This is a genomic window from Microscilla marina ATCC 23134 (genome assembly GCF_000169175.1).
Taxonomy (GTDB): Bacteria; Bacteroidota; Bacteroidia; order Cytophagales; family Microscillaceae; genus Microscilla; species Microscilla marina.
In genome coordinates, this window is record NZ_AAWS01000018.1 from 38,263 (window position 1) to 53,200 (window position 14,938).

11 protein-coding genes and 1 CRISPR repeat array are annotated in these 14,938 nt (G+C 41.0%); of the genes, 2 read left to right on the plus strand and 9 right to left on the minus strand.

From position 1 onward, the window contains the following. Positions 1-198 precede the first annotated feature (198 nt). The 3 genes from M23134_RS17785 to M23134_RS17795 all read right to left on the minus strand — a co-directional run bounded on the left by M23134_RS17785 (position 199) and on the right by M23134_RS17795 (position 5,493). Complete coding sequence (locus M23134_RS17785) at positions 199-1,500, minus strand: hypothetical protein (protein ID WP_004155967.1); 1,302 nt, start codon at positions 1,498-1,500, stop codon at positions 199-201. Between the two features lies 1 nt (position 1,501). Beyond that, positions 1,502-2,275 carry a hypothetical protein gene (locus M23134_RS17790; RefSeq protein WP_004155968.1) on the minus strand — a complete coding sequence of 258 codons (774 nt, stop codon included), beginning with the start codon at positions 2,273-2,275 and terminating at the stop codon, positions 1,502-1,504. 263 nt (positions 2,276-2,538) lie between these two features. After that, a CRISPR array of direct repeats spans positions 2,539-4,562; the repeat unit is 37 nt; unit sequence CTTTAAGAGCTACTTCCATTAAAACAAGGATTGAAAC. Positions 4,563-5,112: 550 nt separating this feature from the next. Next, the gene (locus M23134_RS17795) at positions 5,113-5,493 is read right to left on the minus strand and encodes a DUF6787 family protein (RefSeq protein WP_004155969.1); all 381 of its coding nucleotides are present in this window, start codon (positions 5,491-5,493) and stop codon (positions 5,113-5,115) included. A gap of 300 nt (positions 5,494-5,793) precedes the next feature. Here M23134_RS17795 and M23134_RS17800 point away from each other — a divergent pair, with 300 nt between their 5' ends. After that, positions 5,794-6,561 (plus strand): class I SAM-dependent methyltransferase, encoded by a 768-nt coding sequence (locus M23134_RS17800; RefSeq protein WP_004155971.1) that lies wholly within the window; start codon positions 5,794-5,796, stop codon positions 6,559-6,561. A 374-nt stretch (positions 6,562-6,935) separates the two neighbouring features. Here M23134_RS17800 and M23134_RS17805 read toward each other — a convergent pair whose 3' ends face one another. From M23134_RS17805 to M23134_RS39905, 4 genes are all read right to left on the minus strand, one after another. Continuing rightward, positions 6,936-7,331, minus strand: a complete 396-nt coding sequence (locus tag M23134_RS17805) for a hypothetical protein (RefSeq protein WP_004155972.1) — start codon at positions 7,329-7,331, stop codon at positions 6,936-6,938. Between the two features lie 154 nt (positions 7,332-7,485). Beyond that, positions 7,486-8,637: an eCIS core domain-containing protein gene (locus M23134_RS39900; RefSeq protein WP_004155974.1), complete on the minus strand. Its 1,152-nt coding sequence runs from the start codon at positions 8,635-8,637 to the stop codon at positions 7,486-7,488. Positions 8,638-8,797: 160 nt separating this feature from the next. Beyond that, complete coding sequence (locus M23134_RS17815) at positions 8,798-9,511, minus strand: hypothetical protein (RefSeq protein ID WP_157558531.1); 714 nt, start codon at positions 9,509-9,511, stop codon at positions 8,798-8,800. After that, positions 9,504-11,207, minus strand: coding sequence for an eCIS core domain-containing protein (locus M23134_RS39905; RefSeq protein WP_004155976.1), 1,704 nt, complete (start codon positions 11,205-11,207; stop codon positions 9,504-9,506). The genes M23134_RS17815 and M23134_RS39905 overlap by 8 nt, the downstream gene beginning before the upstream one ends. A 635-nt stretch (positions 11,208-11,842) precedes the next feature. Between M23134_RS39905 and crcB the strand changes: the two genes are divergently transcribed. Then, a complete protein-coding gene (gene crcB / locus M23134_RS17825; protein ID WP_004155977.1) occupies positions 11,843-12,214 on the plus strand; it encodes a fluoride efflux transporter CrcB in 372 nt (123 codons plus the stop codon). Here the strand turns inward: crcB and M23134_RS17830 are convergent, their stop codons facing one another. Together M23134_RS17830 and M23134_RS17835 are read right to left on the minus strand one after the other, a co-directional pair. Further along, positions 12,215-13,516 carry a DUF3472 domain-containing protein gene (locus tag M23134_RS17830; protein ID WP_004155978.1) on the minus strand — a complete coding sequence of 434 codons (1,302 nt, stop codon included), beginning with the start codon at positions 13,514-13,516 and terminating at the stop codon, positions 12,215-12,217. It abuts the gene before it with no gap. Positions 13,517-13,584: 68 nt separating this feature from the next. Next, the gene (locus M23134_RS17835; RefSeq protein ID WP_045113799.1) at positions 13,585-14,814 is read right to left on the minus strand and encodes a hypothetical protein; all 1,230 of its coding nucleotides are present in this window, start codon (positions 14,812-14,814) and stop codon (positions 13,585-13,587) included. Positions 14,815-14,938 lie beyond the last annotated feature (124 nt).

Below are 14,938 nucleotides of genomic sequence, written 5' to 3' on the forward strand. Positions count from 1 at the left end.
GGGGCAAAATACTATGTATGAAAGCTAAAAAAAGTTGTATTCGTTTGGTAACAGTATTTGTCTTCTCTTGAGGGCTTTTTTTTAATAAATCATCTTTATTTAACATAATTAAATGTTATAAAACTTGCAAGCAAAAAACAACTTCCGGCGAGCAAAGTACACAAGTGGGAGGGGAACCATCAGGAGTATACCCAAACCTCATGACTTAATATTGGCAAATCCTTCTTTGAACCCCTTCCAGTCTACTTCAAGCCCCATAGGTTGGGCAATGAGTCGGGCAAGGCGCATACTTCGCTGGTAGGTACTGTCACGCACCAATGGAGTATCTAGTTTTTCTGAACGACCAGAGTCTACAATTAATAAAATAATAGGTTGAGGGGCACTTTCGTGATTGACTACCAGGCTTAGCCTCCCCATGACTGTGGTATACCTGCCTTGGCTAATAATGCCTTGTAATCTCAAACCTTGTATTTGATGGGCAGGGTAGCGCTGTTCTTTTTTTCTTTTTTTTATGTAAAACTCCTCAGGGCTTACCCTCAGGCAAAATGCTTCGGTGGCATTGCTGTAAAATAACGCCACAAATATGATCCAAAGTAGCCCTATACAGCCTAAAAAAACATATACTCCTCCGTCGTTTTTGCCAGGGTGGTATACAAGCATATAAATAAGCCCAAAAATGATGACTGCGCCAATGACGAGACTTAGCCAAAAGCCCCACCACATTTTTTTTGTGTAGTTTTTTGGTCGACTTACCTGCAATGTTTCTCCTTGTTGTTGTACCAGGTACTTAACCACTACTTCGGGTGCATTACCTATTTTGAGTTGGTGCTCTTTAGAGGCTTGTTGTAGTGCTGTCAGTGACAAATTGGGGGCAAAAGTAGTTTTGCCAGCGCGTTGAAAAACCCAACTGCCTGATTGGGCGGAGCTTTGAGCGGGAATGTCAATATGGCTAAAACCCCAGGCGATAAAATAAGGTTTAAGTTGCTCGAACAAGTCGTGGGCATTGCTGGCAAAGTGACTCAGGTAAGCGTTGACAAAATAGACTTTGCGATGGTTGCTCCATAACTGTATTTGTACTACCTCTGCCTGGCTAAAATCATAGCGTAGGGTAAAAGCTTTGAGTTTATGAGCATAGAGGGTGTGTTTGATGCCCACACTATTGATCGTTTGCAGGTAGTTGGGGGTAAAGGTGAGTTGATTTTTGTGTAGCCAAAAAGGTTGATAAGCCATGGTAATAACGCCTAAGCAAAAGGCAATAAATCCTGCCAGTAACAAAATAATAGCAGTGATCACCAGTAGAGGATGTCTGTTTTCCAGCCAAACCATAGGCACAGTAGGCAGTGAAATGGCCGCCAAAGATAAGGTGCTGTTGAGCACCAGTCGTTGAAAAGCCCGGCTTTTGCCTTTAAACGTGAGTTGTTGGTTAGCAACCCCGGAGTGATAACTGAGCAGGTTTCCCTGAAACAACCATTGGATGTATTGTTTGAGTTTTTTGAGCATATCATCGTATTTTTTGGTAATCGTACCATTTCCACGGGATTTGGGTGAGCTCTTGTAGCTTTTCGCATACCTCTTTGCCTCTTTGGTAAGCACTCTCACGGGTTTTGGGGCTATCATTCATTCCCAGGCCACTGGGCAAAAACGTAAATAAAGTAAGGTATTGTTTGCCCGCTACCTGGGCTTGAGGGCTGGCAAGTATCAAATACAACTTGGCGTGGACATACTTACCTCTGGAGTGTTGGTAAATTTCACCCCTGAGTTGCCATTGGGTCACCTCGGCAAATGAAAAGTGATAGCGTTTTTTTCTGCCAAACCTGAAACCCACTGTTTTTTGGGCAAGGTCGAGAGTCAATACTTCTTTACTGAAAATATAGTTGCGTAAAAGAAAAAACATGCTGATGTCAATGATCAGAAACAACGCTACTCCTCCAAGGTAAGCCGGACGACCTTCGGCAAAAGCTAGGTAAGCAATCATTAAAGTAAAAAAGATCAGGGTAATGGACATTATCCCCAACACGCTTACATAAAGCCAGCGGTATTTGTACAGACGTTGTATGCTGACCGTCTTCTTGTCTTGCAACAGGCGCAAGTTGCGGGAGAGAGAGAAAGTACCAATAGTTGGGGTTGTCATCATGCTGAGTGAGTTGCGGCAAAATTCCAAAATAAACATTTTTTGGTGAAAGTACTTGCCCGTAATCAAATAGTTTTTGTGTACTGCTTTGCCTTTCAGAAAAAGTAGGTGAGGTGCTCCCTCATTGAATAAAAAAAATTGCACAATGCTACTAAATCTAAAAAAAGATGTGCATCTTGTACGCATCAAAGCGGATGCCTTCCCTCAACAAAAACCTTTGCCGGAGGGTAATTTATTTGGGATAGTCCCAAATACACCTTTAACAAGCTGACTATAAGTAGGTTACCTGTTCGGAAAACTTGCTAAAATGGGCTTAAAAAGCTCTTTGACTTATTGATTTTTTTGATTTTGGGCTATAGTAAATTTGCTATAACACATTGTAAATCAGTGAGAAACATCAAAAGACACTTTAAGAGCTACTTCCACTAAAACAAGGATTGAAACGCCGGAATGTTTTTGTAGATGAGGCGAATGTTTCAGCCTTTAAGAGCTACTTCCACTAAAACAAGGATTGAAACGAAGTTGAATTATCCAATGCAAAAACAGTAGTTGGCTTTAAGAGCTACTTCCACTAAAACAAGGATTGAAACCTTTTAAGGGTCATACAACAACACCTGCTCCGGTTATCTTTAAGAGCTACTTCCACTAAAACAAGGATTGAAACTTTCTGCTCGATCTGCAAATGCCTCAAAGCTGGCTTTCTTTAAGAGCTACTTCCACTAAAACAAGGATTGAAACAAGTAAGATGGGACCTGGTAGAGAAGTGGAGCTTTGACTTTAAGAGCTACTTCCACTAAAACAAGGATTGAAACTCTGATGGCACCTATTACCTACACACCCGCAAATACAACTTTAAGAGCTACTTCCACTAAAACAAGGATTGAAACCACGACTGTTAGCACTAAGTGCACTATTAAGATTGCGCCTTTAAGAGCTACTTCCATTAAAACAAGGATTGAAACCGGGTGCCACTTTGACCTATCCACCTCATACCCTTATCCTTTAAGAGCTACTTCCATTAAAACAAGGATTGAAACCCCTTACATCAGGATAAACTGATGAAAAACTGTAGGCTTTAAGAGCTACTTCCATTAAAACAAGGATTGAAACAAAATCTCATTCCATTGAAACTCATTTTCTTTTTCAGCACCCTTTAAGAGCTACTTCCATTAAAACAAGGATTGAAACAGGTTACTTAAGTTACCTATACTTTCTGGTAAAGTAGCTTTAAGAGCTACTTCCATTAAAACAAGGATTGAAACATTCTCCATTTGCTCTGGACAGATGACCAATTAAAATCTTTAAGAGCTACTTCCATTAAAACAAGGATTGAAACCAGGCAGATTCAGCGATTGTCTCGCCAAAAGACTTCTTTAAGAGCTACTTCCATTAAAACAAGGATTGAAACCAGCTTCTATATGTCTGTTTCTCTTGTCTGCTATAGCTTTAAGAGCTACTTCCATTAAAACAAGGATTGAAACTATCGAAGCTAACGTTGTGCCCGATTATAAACGACTTCTTTAAGAGCTACTTCCATTAAAACAAGGATTGAAACTAAAGCAATCAATACGCCTTATTAATTCCTTTATGCTTTAAGAGCTACTTCCATTAAAACAAGGATTGAAACCAGTCTACCTTCTACATATACTTGGTTCCCTTTCTTCTTTAAGAGCTACTTCCATTAAAACAAGGATTGAAACCAGTATCAGAGAAAGGGTTAAATTCGAACACTTTACACTTTAAGAGCTACTTCCATTAAAACAAGGATTGAAACATAAGTACATAACTGACAACGAAAAAGAGGCAAAAGCTTTAAGAGCTACTTCCATTAAAACAAGGATTGAAACACTTAACAAGAACAACTTCACCAACAAAAAGACTCTCTTTAAGAGCTACTTCCATTAAAACAAGGATTGAAACTCGTCGTAATAAGTAGCGTGTGCGGGGTATTTATACTTTAAGAGCTACTTCCATTAAAACAAGGATTGAAACTTTGCACCTATAAACTGACGCTTAGGCATTGTTGCCTTTAAGAGCTACTTCCATTAAAACAAGGATTGAAACCAGTTTGCCCGCCTAATGTTCTAGTGAACACCACACTTTAAGAGCTACTTCCATTAAAACAAGGATTGAAACTTTATATTTTCGTCGCTTCCCCATATCCTATTACTCTTTAAGAGCTACTTCCATTAAAACAAGGATTGAAACACTCCGAAAGCGCCTCTTCTGCTCTTTCCCCATACACTTTAAGAGCTACTTCCATTAAAACAAGGATTGAAACTTTCACTATTGACGACCCTAATCGCTTCCTTATAAATCTCTTTAAGAGCTACTTCCATTAAAACAAGGATTGAAACAGATTAGTATTGAAATGGCACACCCTGAAAGCAGTAACTTTAAGAGCTACTTCCACTAAAACAAGGATTGAAACATGAGGGTAGGTATCTTTCCGCCGTCGCTTGTGTCTTCACAAGAGACCAGACTGTCTTTGGGCGCTTTTTTTTAGAGGCTCAATCAGCGAGTGGAGACACTCGCTGAGGCGGTGGCGGTATTTTTAGGGTGAATTTTCTACACTTGTTTGCTTAGCCTGACGGCTATGGTGTCTTTACCAACCGATCGAAACCCTAAAATAAGTTATTTTTTAGGTACCGATATGTATCGGCATCTAAGGATTTGTGGGTGGTTTGATTTAGCTGCGCAGAGCTCGTAAACTCGGTTGTGGAGACACAAATCAGGGCGAAAAATAGTAGGGTAGAGTAGGAATGGACAGCCCGCTTTAAGAGCTATTTCCACTAAAACAAGGGTTTAAACTCGTAATTTAGTCTGGAGTCCTTAGACCATAGTTTTTAGCCTCACTTGGCGAACATTCGTAATTGACTATATAGTGTTGTTAAGATGAGTTGGCCAATATGCACATTGACCAACTTATATTGGGGGATAATCAAGTAGCCTTTCTCAAAAAAACGGTGTATCATCCATCATTATTTACTTGACTTTTTGCCACCAAACAAACGTTTGATGCCTTTGCCCATTTTTTTCATCTTTGCCCAGAAGAAATCAAACTGACCAAAAATAAAAGCATATATCAACAGTAAAGCTTGGTAGGCAGGAAAAATAAATAATAGATAGGTCACCGTTTTTATCCAACCTGGCGTGGCGGCATCAAACCCTATGATTTGGAAAAAAAAGCCTTTGACATATACTACGGTAGATCCAGTAAGGCCAAATACTACAAAAATCAAAAATACTTGAAAATCACTGCTTACTCCCCATCTTTCTTTTAGCTTAAGGTACCAATGTTTTTTCTCAGTAGAGTTGTTGTTTGCGTCTGTTTTTTTAGCCTCGGCTACATTGTGCTCCATTATGCTTACTCTTTTTAATATTATATTAATCAGTCCCCAAAATTACTCGATAAATATGAATATACTTTATGATTGGGCAAAAACTCTGAGGAAGTATTGTACAACCTTTCTTTTTTTAAGTTTAAGTATAACAATTTAAGGTTTTGTAGAAGCCTCTTTACTGTGGTGTCTGCCAATTTGTAAAAATATGCCTGCCGTATAGTTATTCATTGCCTTTTGATGATATATTTGTGCCCTACCTGGTAGTGTGTCTATTGGGTTGTAACTCAATTAATTAAGCGACAATAGCATTTTTTTACTATGAACTTTAAAGATAATTTTTCAAAACAAGCCAGCATCTATGCCAAGTATCGCCCCAGTTACCCTGAAGGTCTATACGATTTTTTATTACAGCAAGTACCCAATAAAACTCAAGCCTGGGATTGTGCTACAGGCAACGGACAAGTGGCCAAAGCATTGGCAAGTCATTTTGACCAGGTAATGGCCACTGATGCCAGCAAAGCACAAATAGACCACGCCGTACAAATGCCCAATATTCACTATCATGTGGCTACTGCCGAAGATTCAGGGCTTGCCAACGACTCGGTCGATTTTATTGCGGTAGGGCAGGCGGCTCATTGGTTTAGGATGGAACGTTTTTATGAAGAAGTGCAACGAGTGGCGCGTCCGGGAGCTATGCTGGCGCTTTGGGGTTATGGTTTGGGGTATTTTGAAGCGCAAATAGCCAATGCTTCGGCACTTAATACCCTTATTCGTCATTTTTATACTCAGGTAGTGGGCAAATACTGGGATGCTGAACGCAAACACATTGACAATGCCTACGAAAGCATTGTGTTTCCTTATGAGCCTATAGCCACCCCTGATTTTAAAATGAAATTGAACTGGAGTCTCGACGATTTATTGGGTTACCTGAAAACCTGGTCGAGTGTGCAAAAATACATTGTACAAAACGGGGTGAACCCAGTAGAAACACTCCGCCCTGAACTTACCAAAGTCTGGGGCGAAGAAGTTCGTCAGCGTACCATTACCTGGGATATATACCTGAAGTTTGGAAAGGTGCAGCTCTAAGGAATGGTGAGCAATTAAATTTCTATAGTAACACCAAAATATTTTGTTGGCAGGAGAGGCAGGGCAATATCCTGTGGATGTTGAGCCAGCCCTGCGGGACGGCAAGTTTTTTTAACGAATTCTGTCAGCGAAAGATGACGTTAAAAATGTAAATTTATTTTGGTACTATTCCTGAGTACACTGTAAATTAAGTAAGTTGTCATTTAGTTCGAGTTTATTTTGTTTGCTGGCGATCTTTACAAATAGAGCATAGCCAAAGCTACGCGATTTTTGTAAAGAGAAGTCAGAGGGCAAAAGAAGCCGAAAAAAGCATAAGATATTTATTTTACAGTGTACTAAGCCACAGGTGGGTAAATGATGCTGAAAAAAGTCATTTATTGCTCCTGTATCGATGATTTTACTACCTCCCATTTGCCTTGAGAATTGCTCAGGCTTACCTGTCCGTCAATGCCCTCAATGGGGTAGGTAAATTCTACTGTAGCTTTTTTTGTTTGAGCATCTATATCCAATTTGGTAATGACAAGGTAGGCTTTTGTGTTTTGTGCCACAATACCGGCTCTGTCTAAGAAAACCACAGGCTGGTCAAATTTCTTGAGCGATGACTTGGCTAACACATACTGGTTTTTTTCTACCACCAGGGGCACCCTTTCGGGCAAATTGCTATGATAGTAGGGCTGTAGTTTGGGCAGGTCAATCACTTGCCGAAGCATTTGCGTAGTGTCGTTGCTTGTGCTGCTGGTATTATGAGAAGTTTTGTTAGCTGTTGGCATATTTGATTCTGTAGGTTTTTTGCTTGAACTTTGGCATTGTGCAAACAGTAAAAGGGTGAATAGCAGGTATATATATTTCATCAGGGTAAATATTTAAAGTCATTGGTTTTTTTATACCTGGCAGGCTGCAAAACCTGCCAGGGTATAAGAAATATTAGTTTTGTTTTTTCTTTTTATAGGCTTCCACTACTTTTTTGGCCGAATCATAGCCACTAATGTCTTGCCCGTAAACCTCTTTCTCGAACAAGTCTCCTTCCTCACCAGGATAATCGACTCCATCCTGATCGTCTCCATAGTGGATGTACTCGTGCAAAATAGTTTCTCCTACGAGAAAAAGGTAAATATCCCGGTCGTTTCCTTTAGCATTTTCCAGCTCTTTTACTGTATCTTCGTCAATATTCAGCACTTGTGAGCCTATTCCAGGCGAAAATGATCCAATGGCGCCTGCCAAAGGTTTGATGACGAGCGACGGTCCTTTGCCCCACGTAAGCCCTTCTTCAAGGTTGGCTTTGGTAAGTTGCCCATACTTTTTCATCGCTTTTACAATTGCAGGAACATTTAACACGTCCTTAATGCCATGCTTCAAATAATGAGTAAGTCTGGGGTAGAGTTTGGCATACTTGGCATCAGAGTATTTAAAACGTTGTACCACCGCATTTTTCATTTGTACAGTAGACGGTGTATTACTATTTGTTTGTCCAGTTTTGGCAACATCTTGTGTTCCCTGCTTGGCTTTTTCTCCCATTACATCGGCTTCGTGCTCCAATGCTTGGTTGTCATTGATGCCTACTTTGCCATCACTGTTTTTCATTTGGGTAGTGGCTTGCACCCGTCCTTGCTTTTGCTGTACTACGTGCCAGGCTTCGTGGGGCAAGTGTTTGTCTTGTCCAGGGGCAAGGTGAATGTCAGAGCCTTGAGCATAGGCATGTGCGTTGAGTTGCACTGGTTTGTCAGAGTTTTTGTGTACTTTCACATCCGACAAATCCACTCCACCCATATTTTCCATATTGCTTTGTAGCTGATGGGGCAGCCCATGAGGGTTACTTTTGCGTTGTATGGGTTGTTGTTTTGCCTGAATGGGTGATTGACTCGCCTGTTTGGTGGGTATGGGTTGCAATGGTTTTCCGTCAAACCCTTTTGCCTGAATCGGAGGCTGACCCTTTTGTTTGGTTTGTATAGGCTGTAGTGGTTTGCCACCAAAACTTTTTGCTTGAATAGCAGCTTTCTTTTTGTTTGATTTGCTTTCTTTTCTTTGTGCAACTTCAGGTTGCTGAGCAGCTTCTTCGTTTTTGATTTTCTTTTGCATAATGTTGTATTTGTGGGTAATTATGTTAGGTATTTTTTACATAAAAATTCATCTCGTTCCTTTTAAATTTAAAAATCGAGACACGTTCCTTAATCTATTAAAAACTTACAGGGTTAACCAGTGGGGAAAAATTACTCGCTAAGATTTGTCAGTACTTGGCTTAGTTTTTTGCCAACTCCTTTTTAAATCGTTCAATTTCAGCATCGCGTTTGGCCATATCTTGATAAAAAGTAATGGGAGTAAGGGTGATTTTAGACAAATAAAAAGCGGCAAAATCTTTGACCCGGTATTGGTAGGCATTGCCTATGGTGGCTTCTTTGCTGCCAGCATATAGCAAGGTACGCTGATTGTTGTCGAGCAAAGCCTCTAAATAGGGCACACTGCTTTTGCCTATCATCGAAAAACGAATGCCAGTAGGCCCGGCATCGTCTTGTTCATACAAAAAACCCCACGAGTTGGCTACTCCAGTCTGGTTGTTTACCAGCGCATCGGCGTATATTTTAGCTACCAATGCCCCTCCTACATCAGCTACAAATATAAAATGTTTTTCAAACAGTACTTCACAGGCTAAAAAACGAGCCTTAAGTGGCAGGCTTGGGTCGCTTACTATGTTTTTGAGCTTTTTTAAGCTATTAGATTCACCCCAAGCCCTATTGACGGCTTGGTCTCGCTCTAGATAGTTAAAAAAGTCGCCATAAGCATTGTTCATCAACTTATGAACCATAGGGTTTTGAGGTGATTGAGCCATGGTATGAGTGATTTTGTTTGTTGTAGTTTGGGATTGGCACGCCATAGAAGGCAGCAAGCAAGTGCTGCCTATCATGAGCATAATAATATATTTGACCCAATAGCTTTGTGCGGAATAATTATTCATCTTTGATTTTATTTTTTTCCAAATAACCAGTTTTGGTGGTATTCGTTCCATCTACAATTTCTACCTTATGCAGCCCTTTTTCCTCCCCTGTTACTTTAAGCCTGGTATTGATAGGCAAGTCCATGGCTTTATTTTTTTTATCAGCGTCAACATACAGAGGAACATTGGCTTCTTTGGTGAGTTTTACTGCTACCAACGGTAAGTCAATGGTGTTTTTACCATCTCCCTTATCTTTCAGGTCGCTTGACTTAATGTACCCTTTTTTGGTGTTTTGGGTACCACTGGTTACTTTGCCATACGTGTAAATGATTCCACCAGCTTCAGCAGCTTTTTCTTGAATAAAAGTGTCATCCTTTTTTAGTTTGCCCAATTCTTTGAGTGTGCCATCATATAAAGGGGTATTATCTGCCTTGGCTGCGTAAGTGCCGCGGGTTGTACCATCATTCCACGCTTTAACGGCTTTTAGAAAGTTTTTGGAAGGAGTGCCCTTAGATACAGCATCAAAAGTAGTTTTGGTCACTTTTCCAGCGCCATCTTTTTTCCATCCCCACTTTATCGATCCATAATATGTTCCCTTATCGTTGCCTTCTAAGGCAATGGCCGCCGTTTCAAACTCTGTGCTTGAGTTATTGCTGGTGCTTACAGTAGGCGTATCTTTTAATATGGCATCTGTCCATACCTTGGTATGTGGGTCTTTGTCTCCATGTTGCCCCCAACTTGCGCTGGTAGAATAACTTTCAAGTTTATCTTTATTTGTCACGGGTTCGCTACCAGTAGCATAGAGAGGGTTTCTATACTTGGAATGCTGGTCTATTCTATGTCCATCGGGAGCCATTTTGGTGCTGGCATTGGGGTCAATGGTGGCTTTTTTTCCTGCTTTTATGGCTTTTACAGTTTGGGTGAGCCCTACTTTAGTAGAATCAGCATTGGCATTTGGTTTAAAATTGAGCACCATACGAAGTTTTGTGTCTCCTGACTGTAGGGCATAGGTAGTGTCAGTAAATGTACCATAGTGGCTATTTTTGGGTACACGTTGTATTACCGCGTTTTTCATCTGTACAGTAGATGATGTATTGCCGTTGGTTTGCTCAGTTTTGGTAGTTCCTTGGGTTCCTTGCCGGGCTTTTTCTCCCATGACATCGGCTTCGCGTTCCAGGGCTGGATTGTCGTTAACGCCTACCTTGCCATTGCTGTTTTTCATTTGGGTAGTGGCTTGCACCCGTCCTTGCTTTTGCTGTACTACGTGCCAGGCTTCATGGGGCAAGTGTTTGTCTTGTCCAGGGGCAAGGTGAATGTCAGAGCCTTGAGCATAGGCGTGTGCGTTGAGTTGCACTGGTTTGTCAGAGTTTTTGTGTACTTTCACATCCGACAAATCCACTCCACCCATATTTTCCATATTGCTTTGTAGCTGATGGGGCAGCCCATGAGGGTTACTTTTGCGTTGTATGGGTTGTTGTTTTACCTGAATGGGTGATTGACTCGCCTGTTTGGTGGGTATGGGTTGCAATGGTTTTCCGTCAAATCCTTTTGCCTGAATCGGAGGCTGACCCTTTTGTTTGGTTTGTATAGGCTGTAGTGGTTTGCCACCAAAACTTTTTGCTTGAATAGCAGCTTTCTTTTTGTTTGATTTGCTTTCTTTTCTTTGTGCAACTTCAGGTTGCTGAGCAGCTTCTTCGTTTTTGATTTTCTTTTGCATGATGTTGTATTTGTGGGTAATTATGTTAGGTTTCTTGTGTAAGAAATGATGCAAAAATTTATCTCAATGCTTTTAAGTAAAATGGAAAAATAAAATAATTCCACTTGTGAAGTTTTTGATTGAACGATGAAAAACCTATTCCAAAGGGAGTTTATGTAGCCTAAGCCTAAAAGGCGAGATACATTTCTAAACCTTAATCTAATAAAATCTTATAAGGTTAACTAACAGGAAAAATTAATTATTAATTAGAGGTAAGATATGTTACAACTTGGTTAATTAGTGATCTGGAAAAAATAAGATGTGCCAATTCAAGAAAATATATTGTTCTCAGAGCCGAAGCTATGAAGCTTTTTTTTTGAGAAGAATGAGGGCAATAGATACACTTTAATGGCTCAAATTATTTATGAAAGATCACTTAGGAATGGTGAGCAATTAAATTGCTATTCTTGAGGTAGAGGTTTTGTTTTGAGACGAGGCTATTTTTTGCGCCCATAGCAGCGCTACGGGCAAAAACCGATGGCTACAGCTACGCTGTGCCGAGCTCTGCCAACGGCTAAAAATAACGAAGTATCAAGGCGAAAAATCACCTCTCAGAGTGTAAATTTATTTTTGAACAATTCCTTAGAGATAGATAAATGACTTATTTATACATTTTTATCGGAGGAGGTTTAGGAGCCTTGAGTAGGTTTGCGGTAAGCAACCTGGTCAATAAATTATCGCAGGTTTCTTTTCCTTATGGCACCCTTACTGCCAACGTACTAGGCTCGTTTTTGATTGGGCTGGTCGTCGCTTGGTTTGAGTCAAAAACCCAGACCTTTACCCATTGGAAACCCTTGTTGGTTACAGGTTTTTTGGGCGGCTTTACTACCTTTTCGTCCTTTAGCTACGAAACCATGCAGTTGTTCAAAACCCAAGGCATAGCCCAGGGGTTGGCAAATGCTGGAGGCAATGTAGTGCTATGCATTGTATGTGTGTACTTGGGGTATAGCCTTGCAAAGGCGGCCTAGTCAGTGTTTGGGCAAGGCATCGAGCTGAAGCATAGGGCGATGGTGTGTAGCAGCTCTTTTCAATAGCACATTGGGGGCTTTGTCAGGATTGAAAAAACCACAGTTTTTGAGGTAAAAATAACCTCCACTTACTCCACCTGTGTAATCTTTCCGGGCGTTTTTGCGTGCGGTGGCATCTACCGTAAATTTGGCCTGAGTCAGTTCGTGCCAATTTCCTGCGGTATCACCTATCCACTGATTGCCAAAATATACCTGACGGCTTTGGGCACCAGTATCTTCTATAAAATTTTCTAAAAATGAATAATAGCCCTTGAGGTAGGTATTGGTTTTGGGGCGTTGAAATGAAGCAATCAAATGCCAATGTTTTTTTACTGGATCAAAGAAATAAGCGGTAAAGATAGTAGTCTGATTGCCAGAAGGTTCGCCCTTTAGTAAAAACCTGTACTTGATACCTGCCTGCCAGTCGAACACCTTGTAGCTTTGCCCACCCGAACCTTCATTGCCAAATTTGCCCGTGTGCACTCCTTTACCTTTGTTCAATAGCTTGACCCGGTATTCAGGAGGAATGGTTTGAGGGTTGTCAGTTTTATAAGGGCTCCATACCGAAAATAATACCCTGCGTTCAGTGGGCGAATTTACCTGAATGCCAAAATACCCTTGTTGAAACCCTATAGCCATAAAATAAGATCCTTGCACGTCCTGTGTACGGGGCACCAGAATTTCGTTGTAAAACCAGCGAATGTTTTTTTGGGGAGGCAGGGTGTAAGCCAGGTGTACCGAAGGACCCCTGCGGCCGAAGTGAAAATCGTTTTTGACGTGTAACACCGACAAAGGTTGAGTAGGGTTGACAAACTGTAACACCAGGTGGCTAATTTGGGCATAGCTCGAAGATGCTTTGCTTAAACCCTTGATAGTGAGTTTTTGGTAACCTTTTTTTATCAATTCATATTCGCCAACGAACACCTCTTGAAAAGAGGAGCCAGAGAGTTTGATGGTGTGGTAATGCCCCTCAAAAATGGTGGCAATGGTAGAGCTGCCATTGTTTACCTTGCTGGTCAGCCAAAGCTTAATCTTCCCCGTTTTTGGGGCATAAAAATAAAAATCAATGGTTTGATCAGGTTTTTGCCATTGGGTAATTCCTTGACGGCTAATGACTTGATGAGAGTCAAAAACATTGGGCGAAACCCAAGCATTGCCCGCGGCCGGAATGCGCACTTTGGGTTGGGCAACTGCCTGCAGCGAAAGCAGACAAAATACGCTTATAATGAGTCTTATTTTTGTATACATTGTGATCTTGGGCATAATATTTTAATCAAATAGCCTGTGGCAGATGGCTCACCCGCCTGTTTTTTTTAATGCTCAATCCAAGTCTATGCCTTTGGGCGTCCACTGTTTGTTAAAGGCATAATGACTGCATAACGAATGGTTTGTCCCAATTCATCGCTTTTTACCTGCTCGTTTTTGTTAGTAAAATCCATTTCGTCTTCATACAACAACGCCACCTTGCAAAAAAGCTGTACCCGTTCTTCGGCATTGAGCGCAGGGGTAAAAGGATATTGCCAGATAAAGTCAAATAAATTTTGTTTGCTTTCTACAAACTTTTGCTTGACCTGAGCATAATTAATGCGCTTTTCCTGAATGGGTTGCGTATTTACCTGACCCGCCTTAAGCGTGCGTGCTTCCAGTATTTCTTTTTGCTTGGTTTTGTGTTGACGCTTGCGTACCAGTTTGCTTATCAAGTCGTAGCCATGGTCGGTTTGCAGCCATTCCAGCGAGGGGCGGGCAGGAAAAGTAAGGCGATTTTGGAAAAACAAGTCTTGGTTTTCGGCAAACAAATCCAACACATTGGTCTTTTTTTCCAGTTCATAATGGTCTTTGAGTCTTTTGATTGCCTGGAGCTTCTTAAATACCTGTACCTGGTTTTCTACCCGGTTAAGGCAATTGACAATTTCCTGGTGTAGCTCTATCAGGTTTATTTTAGTGTCGCGTAAGTCATATTTTAGCTCAATGCGGTAACGGCGGAGCAGTTCGTCGTTGGCAAGCATAAAAAACGCATCATTGGCAAGAATACCCTCTACCACTGCTACTAATTGCGATAGGCGCTGACTTTTTTGGTTATGTTGCTCAATTTTGAGAATCTTATTGGTAAAATTAGTCTCCGTCTTATAATCATGCTGAATTTGTTTACCTAAGTCAATCACATTACGGCGAATGATCTTGCCGAGCCCCTGTAGGTTTTGTTTGATCTTGTGCAGGTATTCCTCACGTTGACGGGTGTTTTTCTCATTCTGGAAATACTCCATGTTGCTTTTCAGCAAGGTAATTCGCTCGTCTATTTTATAATTTTGAACCTCCTCGTTTACCTCCAGAAAGTCCTCTAAAAAGCCCAGGATACGTTCATCCAAAAAGACTGTTTCGCCATCGCGTACCAAAATATTTTTAGCCACCAGGCTCTGAATCAGCCGTTCATCGCCGTTTACCAGCGTCAAAGCCATCTCCAGGGTGGTTTCGCCCATTCGGTTCAAAAACAAATTGTGAAGTAAGCCCCGGTGCCGACTCAAGGTAGTCATCAGTTCTTGTACAGATCGAAATGCAGACATAAATTGTAGTTTGTAGTAAATAGAGCAAAGTCAGAAATTGGCAGTCCTGAAAGGGGCAAGGTTTAAGCGATAAACCTCAAGTTTGCCCTTCACTGTGTTGAGCCCATCACAGCAAGCTGCTGCC